This is a genomic window from Roseibium algicola (assembly GCF_001999245.1).
In the GTDB taxonomy this organism is placed as follows: Bacteria; Pseudomonadota; Alphaproteobacteria; order Rhizobiales; family Stappiaceae; genus Roseibium; species Roseibium algicola.
The window spans coordinates 42580-59022 of the sequence record NZ_CP019630.1; the positions used below are offsets into that span (position 1 = coordinate 42580).

The 16443-nt window shown below is 58.8% G+C and carries 16 protein-coding genes; 15 read left to right on the plus strand and 1 reads right to left on the minus strand.

What is annotated here, in order from left to right; translation table 11 throughout:
* The first annotated feature begins 44 nt into the window (after positions 1 to 44).
* The 13 genes from ruvX (at position 45) to rpmG (ending at position 14320) form a co-directional block, all read left to right on the plus strand.
* The gene (ruvX, locus tag B0E33_RS00190; RefSeq protein ID WP_023004059.1) at positions 45 to 533 is read left to right on the plus strand and encodes a Holliday junction resolvase RuvX; all 489 of its coding nucleotides are present in this window, start codon (positions 45 to 47) and stop codon (positions 531 to 533) included.
* 61 nt (positions 534 to 594) lie between these two features.
* Positions 595 to 1521 (plus strand): AEC family transporter, encoded by a 927-nt coding sequence (locus B0E33_RS00195; protein ID WP_055653735.1) that lies wholly within the window; start codon positions 595 to 597, stop codon positions 1519 to 1521.
* Between the two features lie 438 nt (positions 1522 to 1959).
* A complete protein-coding gene (locus B0E33_RS00200) occupies positions 1960 to 2916 on the plus strand; it encodes an aspartate carbamoyltransferase catalytic subunit (RefSeq protein WP_055656461.1) in 957 nt (318 codons plus the stop codon).
* 17 nt (positions 2917 to 2933) lie between these two features.
* Entirely contained in the window at positions 2934 to 4235 is a 1302-nt protein-coding gene (locus tag B0E33_RS00205; protein WP_031270764.1) for a dihydroorotase, read from the plus strand.
* Between the two features lie 92 nt (positions 4236 to 4327).
* A complete protein-coding gene (locus tag B0E33_RS00210) occupies positions 4328 to 5107 on the plus strand; it encodes a DUF3108 domain-containing protein (protein ID WP_167579472.1) in 780 nt (259 codons plus the stop codon).
* 114 nt (positions 5108 to 5221) lie between these two features.
* Positions 5222 to 5887 (plus strand): glycerol-3-phosphate 1-O-acyltransferase PlsY, encoded by a 666-nt coding sequence (gene plsY / locus B0E33_RS00215; RefSeq protein WP_031270763.1) that lies wholly within the window; start codon positions 5222 to 5224, stop codon positions 5885 to 5887.
* Entirely contained in the window at positions 5884 to 7023 is a 1140-nt protein-coding gene (gene dprA, locus B0E33_RS00220) for a DNA-processing protein DprA (RefSeq protein WP_077290068.1), read from the plus strand. The genes plsY and dprA overlap by 4 nt, the downstream gene beginning before the upstream one ends.
* A gap of 188 nt (positions 7024 to 7211) precedes the next feature.
* Positions 7212 to 9890, plus strand: coding sequence for a type I DNA topoisomerase (topA, locus tag B0E33_RS00225; RefSeq protein WP_077290069.1), 2679 nt, complete (start codon positions 7212 to 7214; stop codon positions 9888 to 9890).
* A 62-nt stretch (positions 9891 to 9952) separates the two neighbouring features.
* The gene (gene rnr, locus B0E33_RS00230) at positions 9953 to 12205 is read left to right on the plus strand and encodes a ribonuclease R (RefSeq protein ID WP_156912499.1); all 2253 of its coding nucleotides are present in this window, start codon (positions 9953 to 9955) and stop codon (positions 12203 to 12205) included.
* The gene (locus B0E33_RS00235) at positions 12202 to 12672 is read left to right on the plus strand and encodes a DUF983 domain-containing protein (RefSeq protein ID WP_077290071.1); all 471 of its coding nucleotides are present in this window, start codon (positions 12202 to 12204) and stop codon (positions 12670 to 12672) included. The genes rnr and B0E33_RS00235 overlap by 4 nt, the downstream gene beginning before the upstream one ends.
* Positions 12669 to 13415, plus strand: coding sequence for an NUDIX hydrolase (locus B0E33_RS00240; RefSeq protein ID WP_077290072.1), 747 nt, complete (start codon positions 12669 to 12671; stop codon positions 13413 to 13415). Before B0E33_RS00235 ends, B0E33_RS00240 begins: the two co-directional genes overlap by 4 nt.
* 59 nt (positions 13416 to 13474) lie before the next feature.
* Positions 13475 to 13996 carry a P-loop nucleotide/nucleoside kinase family protein gene (locus B0E33_RS00245; protein WP_077293083.1) on the plus strand — a complete coding sequence of 174 codons (522 nt, stop codon included), beginning with the start codon at positions 13475 to 13477 and terminating at the stop codon, positions 13994 to 13996.
* A gap of 156 nt (positions 13997 to 14152) precedes the next feature.
* Positions 14153 to 14320 (plus strand): 50S ribosomal protein L33, encoded by a 168-nt coding sequence (gene rpmG / locus B0E33_RS00250; protein ID WP_023004047.1) that lies wholly within the window; start codon positions 14153 to 14155, stop codon positions 14318 to 14320.
* A 601-nt stretch (positions 14321 to 14921) separates the two neighbouring features.
* On the opposite strand, the gene B0E33_RS00255 is transcribed toward rpmG, so the two are convergent.
* Positions 14922 to 15293, minus strand: a complete 372-nt coding sequence (locus tag B0E33_RS00255) for a response regulator (RefSeq protein WP_006934912.1) — start codon at positions 15291 to 15293, stop codon at positions 14922 to 14924.
* A 161-nt stretch (positions 15294 to 15454) separates the two neighbouring features.
* On the opposite strand from B0E33_RS00255, the gene B0E33_RS00260 reads away from it, so the two are divergent.
* Together B0E33_RS00260 and B0E33_RS00265 are read left to right on the plus strand one after the other, a co-directional pair.
* Entirely contained in the window at positions 15455 to 15730 is a 276-nt protein-coding gene (locus B0E33_RS00260; protein ID WP_436839708.1) for a DUF3572 domain-containing protein, read from the plus strand.
* Positions 15723 to 16415 carry an HAD family hydrolase gene (locus B0E33_RS00265; RefSeq protein WP_023004045.1) on the plus strand — a complete coding sequence of 231 codons (693 nt, stop codon included), beginning with the start codon at positions 15723 to 15725 and terminating at the stop codon, positions 16413 to 16415. The genes B0E33_RS00260 and B0E33_RS00265 overlap by 8 nt, the downstream gene beginning before the upstream one ends.
* Positions 16416 to 16443: the final 28 nt, after the last annotated feature.

Here is a 16443-nt window from a genome sequence, read left to right on the forward strand (position 1 = left end):
AAATCGAACTGGCGTTTTCCATGGCTCGCTGGTAAAGCCGCCGAATGGCAAATGACCCCGCACTTTCCCTGGAAGACTTCATGGCCGCCGTGCCCGACCGCACCCGGCTGATCGGCCTGGATCTTGGCACCAAGACCATTGGTCTGGCGCTTTCAGATCTCGGCCGTGGCATCGCCTCTCCCATGGAAACGATCCGGCGCAAGAAGTTCACGCTGGATGCGGAACAACTCCTGGCCATCTGCGCCAAGCAGGGCGTCGGCGGCATGGTGCTCGGTCTGCCGCTCAACATGGATGGCTCCGAAGGCCCCCGCGTCCAGGCGACCCGTGCCTTCGTGAGAAACCTTTCGCAAAAAACGGACCTGCCGATCACCTATTGGGACGAACGGCTGTCGACGGCGGCCGTGACGCGCACGCTGCTGGAAGCCGATACGAGCCGTGCGAAACGGGCCGACGTGGTCGACAAGATGGCCGCTGCCTACATCTTGCAGGGCTTTCTGGACCGACTCGGCTTTATGGGCTTAGATAACGGCTGATCCCACCGCTGCCGGGTACAGGCCCTTGTTTCAAGGCCTGTCGAACGCGAAAGCCGAACACATGCTGACCACACTTGCCGCCCTGATGCCGGTCATCCTCGTGATTGCCTCCGGCTACCTGATCGCCCGCACCGGACTGATTACCGGCGAGCAATGGCGTGGTGTCGAACGGCTTGCCTATTATGTCCTGTTTCCGGCGGTGTTGTTCCGCACGATCTCGCAAGCGGATTTCGCCAGTTTTCCGACGCTCAACATGGGCGGTGCCCTGCTCGCCTCCATCTTGTCCATGGCGCTGCTTCTGCTTCTGGCACGCACGACCATCGAGCGTGCCTGGGGCATCGCCGCGCCGCGTTTTACCTCCATTTTCCAGGGAACCTTGCGCTGGAACGCCATGATCGCACTCGCGATTGCCGACAATGTGGTCGGTGAAACAGGGCTGGCCATGCTTGCGGTCGCAATGGTGTTCATGATCCCCTTGCTCAACGTCGCCAGCATCCTGGTGCTGTCGCATTACGCAAGTGGGACGTCACCAAGTGGCGCCAAGATCCTGAAAGACCTGTTCACCAATCCCTTCATCCTCTCGATCGGCGCAGGCGGCATCATGAACGCGGGTGGCATCTCCCTGCCTTTTGTGGTCGACGATACCCTGGAGATTTTCTCCAGGGCCGCACTCCCCATCGGCATCATCTGCGTCGGAGCCGGGCTGGACCTCGGCTCACTCCGCAGACCGGGACCGGCACTCGCCCTCGGCACCTTTTTGCGGCCGATATTCATGCCGCTGCTTGCCTTTGGATTTGCCAGTCTTTTCGGCGTCACCGGCCCCGCATTGATCGTGGTCATCATTGCCAGTTCAGTGCCCTGTGCCAGCAACTCCTACCTGCTCGCCCGCCAGATGGGCGGCGACGCAAAGCTGATGGCCGAGATCATCACGCTTCAGACCCTGGCAGCGACCCTGACGATCCCGCTGGCCCTGCTGCTGGTCACTTGATCGGGCCCTTTGGCAGTAGAAGCTCGCCCAGTTGCGCAAAATCGTGCCTGTCATCAATTCGCTTTAGACCGGCACAGTTGCCAAGCCATGTGCAACGCCTGGCAGAAACTGACAGTTGTCTATAATTTCCAAGAACTTGTTAGCTGTTCCCAACCAGTGTGACTGCAAGCTGCGAGCGGATGAAAACCTGCAGGCTCTTTGCGACTATTACGACAGTATTCTCGCCGAGATTCGGTCGTGATCTTGAGTGGAACACAATAGTTTCAATCCTTTGGCAGCGCCTGCGCGTGCCGTCTTTGAAACCTCTCCCGTCTACCGCCGCGCACGCAGCCATATTTTGTCCAGCCGATCAAATATTTAGCAGGTATGTGGACAGTGGGCATGATGTGATTTCCTGACTTGTCGAACCGGGCGTTCCTCCTTATAGGAATGGTCTCGATGACCGCGAGCAACACCCATCGAGACAGCCCTTACCCCCATCGTCATTTGCTGGGCATAGAGGGCCTTCACCCCCACGAAATTCTGGGCCTTCTGGACCGGGCGGAGGAAGCCGTAGAGGTTTCCCGCCAGATCAGCAAACGACGGCTGGTCTTGCAGGGACGAACCCAGATCAACCTCTTTTTCGAGAACTCAACCCGCACCCAAAGTTCTTTTGAACTGGCCGGAAAACGGCTCGGGGCGGATGTGATGAACATGGCAGTGTCCCAGTCGTCTGTGAAAAAGGGCGAGACGCTGATCGATACGGCGGCAACGCTGAATGCCATGCACCCCGACCTTCTGGTGGTTCGCCACCACGCGGCCGGTGCGGTGCATCTTCTGGCGCGCAAGGTCGGCTGCTCCGTGGTCAATGCCGGTGACGGCCCGCATGAACACCCGACACAGGCCCTGCTCGACGCTCTTACCATCCGGCGACACAAGGGAAAGATCGCGCGGTTGACCGTGGCCATCTGCGGTGACATCGCCCATTCTCGCGTTGCCCGGTCCAATATCATTCTTTTGAACGCGCTCGGAGCGCGCGTCCGTGTTGTTGCCCCCACCACCCTCCTGCCGTCCGGCATCGCCAAGATGGGCGTCGAGGTCTTCACCAGCATGAAGGAAGGTCTCGAGGGTGCCGACATCGTCATGATGCTGCGCCTGCAGCGCGAGCGCATGAACGGTGCCTTCATTCCATCTGTAAGGGAATATTACCGCTACTACGGACTGGACGCGGAAAAGCTCGCCTATGCCAAGGAAGACGCCCTTGTCATGCATCCGGGACCGATGAACCGCGGTGTCGAGATCGATGCCTCGATTGCCGATGGCGCCCAAAGCCTTATTCGCGAACAGGTGGAAATGGGCGTTGCCGTGCGCATGGCCGTGCTTGAAGCCCTTGCCGCCAATCTGCCGAACAATTGATCCAGGGGACAAGACACGTGGCTTACGACACACCCAAACCTCTGGTTCTTTCAAACGCCAGAGTGATTGACCCGGCACGCGGCCTGGATGCTCCAGGTTCCGTCATCATCGCGGACGGCACCATTCTCGCCGCCGGGCCGGAAGCTGCCAACCAGGGCTCTCCCTACGGAGCGGAAATTATCGACTGCAAGGGCGCGATCGCCTGTCCGGGCCTGATCGACTTCTGCGTCTCCGTCGGAGAACCGGGTGCAGAACACCGGGAAACGCTCGCCAGTGCCTCCCAGGCTGCCGCAAGCGGTGGCGTGACGACAATTTGCACCATGCCCGATACGGATCCGGTCATTGATGATCCCGCGCTGGTCGATTTCATCCTGCGCCGGGCGCGTGACACTGCCATCGTCAACGTGTTGCCACTGGCCGCCTTGACGAAAGGCCTCAAGGGCGAGGAAATGGCCGAAATCGGCTTGCTGAAGGAAGCAGGAGCCGTTGCCTTCACCAACGGCCACAAGTCGGTCAAGAATGCCCAGGTCATGCGCCGCATGATGACCTATGCCCGCGATTTCGATGCGCTGGTCATCCACCACACGGAAGACCCGGACCTCGCCGGCGGGGTCATGAACGCAGGGCTGAACGCCAGTTGGAAAGGTCTTTCTGGTGTGCCGCGTGAAGCGGAAATCATCATGCTGGAGCGGGACCTGCGCCTGGTTGCCATGTCCAAGGGCAAGTATCACGCAAACCTCATTTCCACCTCCGACAGCGCAGACGTGGTTCGAGCAGGCAAGGCCAAAGGGCTGGACATCACCGCCGGGGTATCGATCAATCACCTGACCCACAACGAAAACGACATCGGCGCCTATCGGACGTTCTTCAAGATGTCGCCACCACTGCGCGATGAAGACGACCGGCAAGCGATGATCGCGGCTGTTGCCGACGGCACAATCGACATCATCTGCTCCAATCATGACCCGCAGGACGTGGAAACCAAACGTCATCCGTGGGCGGAAGCAGAAGACGGCGCCATCGGCCTTGAAACCCTTCTGGCGGCGGCCTTGCGGCTTTATCATTCCGAGCAGGTCGACCTTGTCACCCTGCTTGGCGCGATGACCTGCCGCCCGGCGGACCGGCTGGGGCTGGAAACCGGACGTCTCTCCAAGGGAGCTCCGGCGGATGTGACAGTGTTCGATCCCGAGCGTCCCTGGGTCCTGGAAAAAAGTACCATCAAGTCACGTTCGAAAAATTCTCCCTTCGAGGATGCACGGTTCTCGGGGCGGGTGCTGCGCACGGTTGTCGGCGGGAAAACGGTTTTCAGCCACACCTGAACAAGCCCTTGTTTCCGTTCCAACGTTGATCCTGTTCGCGCCACAATTCTCCCTGAATCTGGCGCGAACGGAACTTCCAACGGAACATGCTGATGCGCCTGATCGCCCTTGCCTTTCTGATAACCGCGCTGTTTACCGGCAGCGCTTCGGCGGCTGATCTCTACATTAAGTACAAGCTTTACGCCCTTGGGCTGCCTATCGGCTCCGGCGTCCTGTCACTGGATATCGACAGCAAGTCCTATTCCGTCAGTGCCAACGGCCAGACCGCCGCCTTCGGACGGCTGGTGTCTGACGGCAAAGGCACAGTTGAAGTCGCTGGAACCGCACAAAAACTCGACCTGGAGCCAGCCCGCTACGCTCTTGACCTCAAGAGTGAAGACGAGACCGGAACCATCACCATGCGGATGCGTAAGGGCAGTATCGACGCTATCGAAGTTCGGCCGCCGCAGGATCGGATGAAGGAACGGGTCAAGGTAACCGCCGAGCATCTTAAGAGTGTTCTCGATCCCCTGACCGCCGCCGTGCTTCCTGCCCCGCAGGGACTTGCCAAGGAGAGCTGCAACAGGACATTGCGCATCTTCGACGGCAAGGAACGTTACGACGTTCACCTGCAGTACAAATCCCGCAAGGCCACCAGAACGTCTGATGGCCGGTTCAAGGGCGACGTCATAGTCTGCGGTGTCCGGTACGAACCCATTTCCGGCCACCGGCCTAAGCGCAAGTCGATCCAGCAACTCGCGGCAAACAAGTCCATGGAAGTCTGGCTCGCACCGGTTGGTGACAAGCCGTATCTCGTCCCGCTCCGGGCCAGTATTTCCCTTCCGTTCGGATCGCTGCTGGTGGAAGCGGAAAAATACAAGCTCTCGGAATAGACCCCGCGCTATTTCCCTGCAAAGACACTCTTTTCTCAGTTGCCGGACTTGATCCGGGCTGCCATGCAGTTACATTGCGATGGCTATTTATTATGCACGTCATTGGAGTATCGCGTGCCAGAACCGATCAGCTGGGCCTTTGCCTGGCCCTACTATCTCGCCGCCCTCGCCTTCGGCTATCTGCTCGGTTCGATTCCCTTCGGCCTGCTGTTCACGCGCATGGCCGGGCTTGGAGACATCCGCCAAATCGGCTCGGGCAACATCGGCACCACCAACGTTCTGCGCACCGGCCGCAAATCTCTGGCAGCTGCCACGTTGCTGGGGGATGGATTGAAGGGCACCGTTGCCGTTCTGATCGTCAATCACTTCTACGGCCAGGAAATGGCTCTTATCGCCGGCCTTGGGGCGTTTCTCGGGCATCTCTTCCCGGTGTGGCTGAAGTTCAAGGGCGGCAAGGGTGTAGCAACCTACCTCGGCATTCTGCTTGGCCTCTATTGGCCGATGTTCCTGCTCGCGGCTGGCATCTGGATCGGTATGGCCTTCCTGTTCCGTTATTCGTCTCTGTCGGCACTGACGGCTACCCTGCTGACCCCGATCGTGCTCTATCTCGTTTTCCATCAGGTCCAGATAGCTCAGATGTTCGTCTTGCTGTCGGTGCTGCTATGGGCCAAGCATCACGAAAACATTGGGCGGCTTCTGCGCGGGGAAGAAAGCAAGATCGGCTCGAAATCCAAACCGGCGGCCAATGCTTCGTCTCCGCCCGGCGATGAAAGCGCGTGAACCGCGTTTCTGAAAATATAACTCCCGGAAACCTCTCCGAGGCGGAACGTCTGGCGTGGCTTCGCCTAATACGATCGGAAAACGTCGGTCCCGTTACATTCGCGGAACTTCTGAAACATGCTGGCTCCGCTCAACGAGCGCTGGAGCTGCTTCCCGATCTTGCAAGGCGCGGCGGCAAGGCTAGCCGGATTTGTCCGCTTGAAGACGCTGAAGCCGAGCTGGATGCCCATGGGCGGATCGGGGCCCGTTTGATTGGCCTGCATGAACCCGACTATCCGCAACATCTTCGACATATCGACGGTCCGCCGCCGCTCCTGTCCGTCAAGGGCGGCACCTCCGCGCTGACCCGGGAACGGATGATTGCGATCGTCGGTGCCCGCAACGCTTCGCTTTCTGGCAGAAAACTTGCGACACGATTTGCACAGGGGCTTGGGGCAGAAGGCTTTTCAATCGTGTCCGGCCTCGCCCGCGGGATCGATGCTGCCGCCCATGAAGCCTCACTACAAACAGGTACCATCGCCGTGTTTGCGGGAGGCATAAATGTGCTCTACCCGCCGGAACACGACAGGTTGCTTGCTGCCGTTCTCGACACAGGAGGCGCCGTCATCAGCGAGATGCCTCTTGGCTGGAAACCCCGCAGCCGGGATTTTCCCCGGCGCAACCGGCTGATTTCAGGCCTGTCTCTGGGGGTCATCGTTATCGAAGCCGCCAAGGCCTCCGGCTCTCTTCATACCGCTCGTTATGCTCTTGAGCAGAACAGGGACATTTTCGCCGTACCGGGTTCCCCCCTGGATCCGCGTTCGGAAGGTGCCAACGGCTTGATCCGGCAGGGTGCGGCACTTGTCTCGACCGCCGACGATGTGCTGGAAGGCCTTGGTGGTCGACTGGCACCAACCCTTCCCTTTGGCAGGCAGTTCCGCGAAGAGAGCGAAACCGCCCCTCTTTCCCGCTCCGAACCGGATGGAAAGCTGCGTGACCGCGTCCTTGCGGCGCTTGGTCCAACCCCTGTGGACATGGATGAATTGATACGCTTTGCGGATGGTGATGCGAGGTCGGTTCACGTCGTGCTGCTGGAACTCGAACTTGCCGGACGCCTCGAAAGACACCGCGGCAACAAAATCTCCGCTTTGATGTAAGGGGCCGTTTTTCCTTGAATCTCAGTGGATAACCCGTATCTGGACCGAACCGCTTGACCCGGAAGGATCAAAGGTCCATTTGACAGGCGGCGCTTGATCCTTGATCGTCTGCGCCACTGAATTAGCACTCAGATCACCTTCTCCACCGGGCGGGGGCTCCGTATCCGGCAAAAATATTTTGGGTAAGAATGAACGTCGTCATTGTCGAATCGCCGGCGAAAGCCAAGACGATCAACAAATATCTCGGTTCCGACTATACGGTGCTGGCTTCCTACGGCCATGTGCGAGATCTGCCGGCCAAGGACGGCTCGGTGCTGCCGGACGACAATTTCGCCATGAGCTGGCAAGTGGATGCGAAGGCGCAGAAACGGCTGAGCGAAATCGCCAATGCGGTCAAGGATGCCGACCGCCTCATTCTCGCGACTGACCCTGACCGCGAAGGGGAAGCAATTTCGTGGCACGTTCTGGAAGTGCTGCAAAAGAAGAAGGTGCTGAAGGACAAGCAGGTCGAGCGCGTGGTTTTCAACGCGATCACCAAGAAGGCGATCCTGGAAGCGATGGACAATCCGCGCCAGCTGGATACGCCGCTGGTCGATGCCTATCTCGCCCGCCGAGCACTGGATTACCTGGTCGGTTTCACCCTGTCTCCGGTCCTGTGGCGCAAGCTGCCCGGTGCCCGTTCCGCCGGGCGCGTGCAGTCTGTCGCATTGCGGCTGATCTGCGACCGGGAAATGGAAATCGAAACCTTCAAGCCGCAAGAATACTGGTCGATCTTCGCCAACATGAAGACACCGACCGGGGACATGTTCCAGGCTGGCGTGACCGGTTTTGACGGCAAGAAAATCGGCCGTCTCGACATCAACAACGAAGCGGAAGCCACCGCGATCAAGACGATGCTGGAAAGTGCCAGCTTCAAGGTCGACAGCGTGGCTTCCAAGCCTGCGAAGCGCAATCCGGCGGCGCCGTTCACGACCTCCACCCTGCAGCAGGAAGCCTCACGCAAACTCGGGTTTTCCGCATCGCGCACCATGCAGGTGGCGCAGAAGCTTTATGAGGGCATTTCAATCGGTGGCGAGACTTCCGGTCTCATCACCTATATGCGTACCGACGGCGTTCAGATTGCCGGCGAAGCGATCGCTGCCGCCCGCTCCGTAATCGCCAAGGATTTCGGTGACAATTACGTTCCGGAAAGCCCGCGCGTCTATACCTCCAAGGCAAAGAACGCCCAGGAAGCACACGAAGCGATCCGGCCAACGGACCTTTCGCGTCGCCCGAAGGATGTCGCCCGGTTCCTGGATCCGGACCAGGCCAAACTTTATGAGCTTGTGTGGAAACGGACCATGGCCTCTCAGATGGAGTCGGCCGTTCTGGAACGGACCACCATTGAGATTCTCGCCGACGGTTCCGGTAAACGCGCCAATCTGCGTGCCACTGGCTCCGTCGTCCGCTTTGACGGTTTTCTTGCGCTTTACCAGGAAGGCCGGGACGACGAGGAAGACGAGAACTCCAAGCGTCTACCAGCGGTCGATGAAGGTGCCGCGCTGACGGCTGCCTCTGTCGACGGGACCGCACAAGCCATCGAAGCCTCGCAGCATTTCACGACACCGCCGCCGCGCTACACCGAAGCGAGCCTGGTCAAGAAGATGGAAGAGCTTGGCATCGGCCGGCCGTCCACCTATGCCTCGACGCTCCAGACCCTGCGCGACCGTGACTATGTCGAACTCGACAAGAAGCAGCTTGTTCCGATGGACAAGGGCCGCATTGTTACCGCGTTCCTGGAAAGCTTCTTCCAGCGCTATGTCGAATTCGACTTCACAGCGAGCCTGGAAGAACAGCTCGACAAGATTTCCGCAGGCGAGCTTTCCTGGCTCGACGTGCTACGTGATTTCTGGACCGGGTTCTCCGGCGCGGTCGATGAAATCAAGGACCTGCGCGTTGCCCATGTCATCGACGCGCTGAACGAGCTGCTCGGGCCGCATATCTTCCCGCCGAAGGAGGATGGCACCGATCCGCGCAAGTGCCCGTCCTGCGACACAGGTCAGCTATCGCTCAAGGTCAGCCGCTGGGGCGCTTTCATCGGCTGCTCCAACTATCCCGAGTGCGGCTTTACACGGCAGCTCGGCAAGCCGAGCGGTGAAGACGGCGAAGGTGACGACGGCCCGAAGGTTCTCGGCACCGATCCGGAAACCGGCCTTGACGTTTCCCTGCGCAACGGCCGCTTCGGCCCCTATGTTCAGCTGGGCGAGGAAGCCAAGCCGAAACGAGCCTCCCTGCCCCGTGGCTGGTCCGCACCGGACATGGATCTGGAAAAGGCGCTACAGCTTCTGTCGCTGCCACGCGAGGTGGGGCCACACCCGGAAGACGGCAAGATGATCTCGGCCGGTATCGGTCGCTACGGGCCCTTCGTGCTGCATGAAGGCACCTATGCCAACCTGTCCACACCAGACGAAGTGTTCTCCGTCGGCATCAACCGTGCTGTCGATGCTCTTGCGCAGAAACGCGCCAAGGGTGGTGGACGCGGCGGTGCAGCGGCAACGCCGCTGAAGGAGCTTGGCGATCATCCGTCCGAAGGTGGCCCGATCAATGTTTATGACGGGCGCTATGGGCCTTACGTCAAGCACGGCAAGATCAACGCCACGCTACCGAAGGACACCGACCCCAAGGCCGTGACGATGGAACAGGCGCTGGAGCTGATCGCGGCAAAGGCCTCCAAGGGCGGCACCAAGAAGAAGGCGGCTGCCAAGAAACCTGCTGCGAAGAAAACAGCAACCAAAAAGACGGCCACCAAGAAGACGACGGCAAAGTCATCCGCAAAGGCAAAGGTCGATGCGTCGTCCGAAGAGGTGCCCTGGGATGATGCGAGTTGAGCGCAAAACGGATTAACACGCGCAAGCACACCAATCGAAAACACGCCAAGGTTCCGGGTGAAATGCCGTCACGCGAGGATATTCTCGCGTTTGTTGCAGATAACCCGGGGCGTGCGGGCAAGCGCGAGATTGCCCGTCATTTCGGTATTATAGGCGGGGCCCGCATCCATCTGAAAAAGATGTTGAAGGACCTGACCGACGACGGTCTGATGGAAAAGCGCAACAAGCGCATGATCCGTCCTGGCGATCTGCCGCCGGTTTTCGTGGCCAATCTCATTGCACGCGACCGGGACGGTGAGCTGATCGCGACCCCTGTCGACTGGGACGACGAGGCTGGCACTCCGCCGAAAATTCTGGTGCTGACCGGCAAGACCAAGGCGACGCAACCCGGCCTGGGTGACCGCGCACTCGTGCGCCTGACCGAAGCTGAGAGCGGCCCCGAAACAGAACATGTCGCTCGCGTCATCCGCGTTTTGGAAAAGCGTCAGGGTGCAATCCTCGGAATTCTGCGGAAGCGTGACGGCACCCGCCCGCCCTATCTCGAACCGATTGACCGCAAGCAGCGGGAACTCGACATCGATCCGCGTGACCTCAAGGACTCAGAGGACGGAGATCTTGTCAGCGTTCAGGTGACGCGCTCCGGCCGCTACGGCCATCCCGTCGCGTCGGTGGTTGAGCGCTTCGGCTCGATGAATTCGGAAAAGGCGGTTTCGGAGATCGCCCTGCAATCGCATGGCATTCCGCATGTCTTTCCGGCAGCTGTAGAAGCGCAGGCCGAGAGCGCAAAGCCGGTGGAGAAACTCGGCAAGCGCGAGGACTGGCGGCAGGTGCCGCTGATCACCATCGACCCGCCCGACGCAAAAGACCACGACGACGCCGTCTACGCCGAAGCGGACGAGGACCCTTCCAACGAAGGCGGCTATATTTGCTATGTGGCGATTGCGGATGTCGCATACTACGTCACCCCCGGCTCTCCGATGGACCGGGAAGCGAACCTGCGCGGCAACTCGGTCTATTTTCCCGACCGGGTGATCCCGATGCTGCCGGAGCGAATTTCCAACCAGCTCTGCTCGCTCCGGGAAAAGGAAGACAAGCCGGCGCTTGGCGTGCGGATGGTGTTCGACAAGACCGGACGCAAGACCGGCCACACCTTTCACAGGGTGCTGATGCGTTCGGCGGCAAAACTCTCCTATCTGCAGGCCCAGAAGGCGATTGACGGCACGACAGACGAGAAGACCGAAACCCTGCTCGACGGCGTCCTGAAGCCGCTATGGGCCGCTTACGCCGTGCTGAAGAGGGGACGTGAGGCGCGCGAACCGCTGGAACTCGATCTGCCGGAACGCAAGATCAAGCTGAAACCGGATGGAACTGTCGATCATGTCTATGTTCCGGAGCGTCTGGACGCCCACAAGCTGATCGAAGAATTCATGATCCAGGCGAACGTGGCAGCCGCCGAAACGCTGGAGCAGAAGAAAACGCCCCTGCTCTACCGGATCCACGATGCCTCGACCCCGGAAAAGCTGGAAAGCCTGAAAGACTTTCTGTCGACGATCAACATCAAGCTGCCGTCCTCCGGTGGTCTCCGCCCCTCCGCCTTCAACGGCATACTTGCCAAGGTGAAGGACACACCGCAGGCCAATCTCGTCAACGAGGTGGTCTTGCGCAGCCAGGCCCAGGCAGAATACGCCCCGCAGAACATCGGCCATTTCGGCTTGAACCTGCGGCGGTACGCGCATTTCACGTCACCGATCCGCCGGTATGCCGATCTGATCGTGCACCGTGGGCTGATATCCGCGCTCGGGCTTGGCAAGGATGGCTTGCCGGAAGGTATCGAGACGAAACTGGAGGCCATCGGCGCTGAAATCTCGGCCGCTGAACGGCGGGCAATGCTTGCCGAACGCGACACCATCGACCGTCTGATTGCCCTTTGGATGAGCGACCAGATCGGCGCGAGTTTTCAGGGCAGAATTGCAGGGGTGGTCAAGTCCGGCATGTTTGTTCGCCTGACCGACACAGGTGCCGACGGCTTCGTACCGGCCTCCACAATCGGCCTCGATTATTATCGCTATGACGAAGGGTCGCACGCCCTGATAGGTGACAAAACCGGCGAGACCTACCAACTTGGCGATCAAGTGGAGGTCCGGCTGGTGGAAGCAGCCCCCTTTGCCGGTGCACTGACATTCGAGCTGCTGAGCCACGGCAGCATTGCCGGCAAACGCATCCGGAAAGCCGCGCCAAAGGTGCGGCGCGGGCCGCCGAAGGGCGGACGCGGCAAGGCCTCACCGAAGAAACAGGGTCGAAGGAGATCTTCGTGACGGTCCGGTATGAACTGCACGACAAACTGGAAACGCCGGATACAGCATCCGAAAAACCGCGGCGCAACGTTCTTCAGGCCATGCTGCGCGGTGCCGGCAACCGGTGCATGAACTGCGGAAAAGGCAAGGTGTTCGATGGCTTCCTTCAGCCACACTATGCCTGCTCTGTCTGCGGCGAGGAGTTTCATCACCATCGCGCGGACGACGCCCCGCCCTATTTCACAATCACCATTGTCGGCCACATTATCGTTCCTGGCCTTCTGGCCGTGGAAGTGTTGTGGCATCCCGCGTTGTGGATCCATATGTCTCTCTGGGTACCGCTGACGCTGATCCTGTCGCTGTCGCTTCTGCGACCGATCAAAGGTGCGCTGATCGGTCTGCAGTGGGCGCTCTACATGCATGGTTTTGACCCGGATGCGGAAGACGACACGCCTCCCATTCCGGTGCCTTCCGAAAGGGTTACATGAGCGGTTCGTTCGAAAAGCAGCTGGCAAAAGACGAAAAAGCCGGAAACTATCCGTATATCCGTCCCAAGGATGCCGCAACGCTGCTCATTCTGGACCGCGACGATCGGGGTTCCGTGAAGCTGCTGATGGGCCGTCGTCACATGCGCCATGCCTTCATGCCGGGAAAATTCGTGTTCCCTGGTGGCCGAGTGGATGTCTCCGATTCCCGTGTGACCGACGTGCTTCCCTATCATCCGGACGTCGAGGCAAAGCTTACGCAGGACCTGAAGAACGCCAAGTCTGCCGCGCGCGTTCGTGCACTGGCCCTGGCCGCCATTCGGGAAACCTATGAAGAGGCCGGGCTGTTTATCGGCCGTCTGGCGCACAACAACCACCTGCACCTTGGTACCGGCTTCGAGGCATTTGCCGAGCGCGGCATACAGCCCGACCTGAGCGGCCTTCGGATGATTGCGAGGGCCATCACCCCACCGCAACGCCCGCGACGCTTCGACACCCGTTTTCTGGCCGTCTGGGCGGACGCCATTGCCGACAGGTTGCCCGATGGAACCGGCCCGTCCGGCGAACTGGAAGACTGTGCCTGGCTGACTTTCGAAGAGGCGAGGCAGAAGGATCTGCCGATGATCACCAACAAGATCCTGACCGACCTGGAAGACAGGCTGGCGAAAGACCCTGAGCTTTCACCGACGACGCCTGTCCCCTACTATTTCTTTCGCAAGGGCGGTTTCGTGAAGCAGGAGCTCTGAAGTTACCTGTACCTGGCGGATTGCCGGCCATTGTAACACACAAAGGTGTGTCCAGGCTTATGCCTTTCCTGATTGCCCTTTCCGGTTTACCCGGCGTCGGCAAGTCGACGATAGCAAAGGATCTGAGCGGGCGGCTGCCCGCATTTCTTTTGCGTGTGGATGCGGTTGAAGCTGCCCTCAAACGCAGTGTCTTGCACATTCATCCGGCTGAAGACGCGGGTTACCTCGCCCTTGCTGCTATCGCTGCCGGAAACCTGGAACTTGGTCACAACGTCGTTGCCGATACGGTCAACCCGGTTGCCGAATCCAGGCAATTGTGGAGGGAAACCGCTCAATCAACCGGCGCGACACTGCTGAATGTCGAGATTGTCTGCTCGGATGAGCGCGAACACCGCAAGCGCGTTGAAAGCAGGGAAACCGAGATTGACGGACTGACCCTGCCCCGGTGGCCTGAGGTACGAAGTCATGAATACGAACCGTGGACGGAACCATGTCTCCAGCTGGATAGTTCCAGCCTGAGCGTGGACCAATCGGTTGATACGATAACGAGGGCTTTGACAGCACTGCGGCAGAATGGCTGACATGGTTCGAAAAGGCGGCTGAACCATAGCAAGTGCTTGACTTTCGCGCTGCGATGAGTAGTTTGCGCGCTGATTTCAGACATTGGGGCAGATTCATCGCCAGCCATCTGGCCGCAAGAACTCTTTGCCCGACAACAGAGAACAGGATCCAAGGCCATGGCCAAGGCGACAACAATCAAGATCAAGCTCCTCTCCACGGCTGACACCGGCTTCTTCTATGTCACCAAGAAGAACTCCCGTACGATGACCGAGAAGATGGTCAAAAAGAAATACGACCCGGTTGCCAAGAAGCACGTCGAGTTCAAGGAAACCAAGATCAAGTAAGATCTGGTTCCTGATGATTTTTAAAGAACCCGCCGGAAACGGCGGGTTTTTTCATGCGTGGCCGAATGTGATTTTGAAATTTTGTCGGCGCAGGTCAGCGTCGTGAAACCTGTTTCCACAAATGATTACTGTGCGGACGCAGAGGCACGACGACGCAGCTTCAGCATTGCTGCTGGTGCTGCTTCTTGATTTTCGGTTGAAAGATTAGTGGTCGGCGGGAACACGGCATTCGAGGAGGCCACTCATCGGCCGGTTCCCTGCCGACCTGCCCCACGGACCCAGGAGATGCGGCGGACCTGAGCACTCCGAGGGGAAACTGTATTGCCCGTTTTGACGCTACGGCATTCTTTACCACGTCATTGAGGCGATCAGGAAAAACACTAATCTGCGGTCACACTACCTGAATGTTGCCTGATTGCAATATTTTCCGCAAAATATGCACAGAAACAATGCCGTTTTAGTAAATCCGTAACCTTAATATGAAGAGCGCGTGAACGCGAGGTTTTGCGATTCGCAGGAATTGGTTGCACGCAGCCATGCCAAACAACCGTGAAACCTTGCAGAAATCTTTATCCGCCGCAGTTCTACCGGCGGCGGCCCGTTACGCTTCGCCGAGATATGCCCGAACTGTTTCCAGGAATTTCGCTACGGAGATCGGCTTGGATATGTAAGCTTCGCACCCGCCCTGCCGGATACGCTCCTCATCGCCCTTCATCGCGAAAGCGGTCACGGCGATAACCGGGATGGAAGCGATATCCTCGTCTTCCTTGATCCATTTCGTGACTTCCAGCCCCGACACTTCCGGCAGCTGAATATCCATCAGGATCAGATCGGGATGATGCTCACGGGCCAACTGCAAGGCTTCGATGCCGGTCCGGGTCTGCAATGTATTATAGCCGTGCGCTTCGAGCAGATCATGAAACAGCTTCATGTTCAGCTCGTTGTCTTCGACGATCAACACGGATTTTGCCATATGTCCGGCCCTTTACCCGGCCTCTTGCCGGTCCCATTTTATCTTCGCAGCACATTTTAGTCCGCGGTAGAACCCTTCCCCGGTCCGCATTAAATTTCTTCTAACCCGGAATCGTTTCAGAAAGGCAAAAAAACACAATGAAAAATATACAGAGCAAGTCATTGTCCGTTGAAGAAGCACAAGGAATTGCTACTGAAGCTCTTCTCCAGCTCAGCCGTGACCCGGAACAGATCGGCAGGTTTCTTGCTTTTTCTGGAATTGGACCGGAAATGATTCGAGAAGCGGCGGGAGAACCTGGGTTTCTTGCCGGTGTGCTCGAGTTCTACATGATGGACGAAGCGCTGCTGCTTGCCTTTTGTGAAAATGCCGGGATACGGCCAACGATGATGGCCGCTGCACGCTACGCAATTGCCGGCGAAGACGAAGACCATGCCTGAACCGACGCAAGTGCTGCCCGAAGTTCTTGCGCAGATCCAGGCACTGCCGTTTTCGAACCGCCCTTTGATCATCTGCGATGTGGATGAAGTGATTTTGCATCTGATCGCTCATCTGGAAGACTATCTTCACGCTCGTGACCTGGCTTTCCTGAAGTACGAGTACAGGCTGACCGGCAATATTGGTCGGCGGGACAATGGTGAACCTCTGTCGTCCGACGACGTTCGCAGACTGCTTCTGGAGTTCTTCGACGAGGTCAGCCATCGTCAGGACATGGTCCCCGGTGCAGGCGATGCGCTCAATGCACTTGCACAGCAATGGGACGTTATCCTGCTGACCAATCTGCCCGGAGGTCACAACAAGCCAGTGCGGGAAAAGCTGCTCACCGGGCTCGGTATCACCTTTCCGTTGCTGACGAATTCCGGTCCCAAAGGTGGTGCGGTTGCTGCTCTGTCTCGTGGACGTCCGGAGCCGGTTGTCTTCATTGACGACAGTCCGACCAACCACACCTCCGTAAACGCGACCCTGCCGTCTGCTGTCCAGATACAGTTCATCGCTGACGCCAGATTTCTGCAGACCACTGAAAAGGCAGGTTACATCGATCTGTTGAGCAGCGATTGGCAGGAGACGGCCGCCTTTATCGGAGCTATTCTGCAGGGCTCGAACCGAAACCAGCAGAGCGGCTGATTGCCCATCCGCACCGCAGCCGATTGCC

What these genes read in the sequence shown, in the direction of transcription:
- ruvX (WP_023004059.1), top strand. Translation starts at nt 45, where the DNA reads ATGGCAAATGACCCCGCACTTTCCCTGGAAGACTTCATGGCCGCCGTG.
- B0E33_RS00195 (WP_055653735.1), top strand. Translation starts at nt 595, where the DNA reads ATGCTGACCACACTTGCCGCCCTGATGCCGGTCATCCTCGTGATTGCC.
- B0E33_RS00200 (WP_055656461.1), top strand. Translation starts at nt 1,960, where the DNA reads ATGACCGCGAGCAACACCCATCGAGACAGCCCTTACCCCCATCGTCAT.
- B0E33_RS00210 (WP_167579472.1), top strand. Translation starts at nt 4,328, where the DNA reads ATGCGCCTGATCGCCCTTGCCTTTCTGATAACCGCGCTGTTTACCGGC.
- topA (WP_077290069.1), top strand. Translation starts at nt 7,212, where the DNA reads ATGAACGTCGTCATTGTCGAATCGCCGGCGAAAGCCAAGACGATCAAC.
- rnr (WP_156912499.1), top strand. Translation starts at nt 9,953, where the DNA reads ATGCCGTCACGCGAGGATATTCTCGCGTTTGTTGCAGATAACCCGGGG.
- B0E33_RS00240 (WP_077290072.1), top strand. Translation starts at nt 12,669, where the DNA reads ATGAGCGGTTCGTTCGAAAAGCAGCTGGCAAAAGACGAAAAAGCCGGA.
- B0E33_RS00245 (WP_077293083.1), top strand. Translation starts at nt 13,475, where the DNA reads ATGCCTTTCCTGATTGCCCTTTCCGGTTTACCCGGCGTCGGCAAGTCG.
- rpmG (WP_023004047.1), top strand. Translation starts at nt 14,153, where the DNA reads ATGGCCAAGGCGACAACAATCAAGATCAAGCTCCTCTCCACGGCTGAC.
- B0E33_RS00255 (WP_006934912.1), bottom strand. Translation starts at nt 15,293, where the DNA reads ATGGCAAAATCCGTGTTGATCGTCGAAGACAACGAGCTGAACATGAAG.
- B0E33_RS00265 (WP_023004045.1), top strand. Translation starts at nt 15,723, where the DNA reads ATGCCTGAACCGACGCAAGTGCTGCCCGAAGTTCTTGCGCAGATCCAG.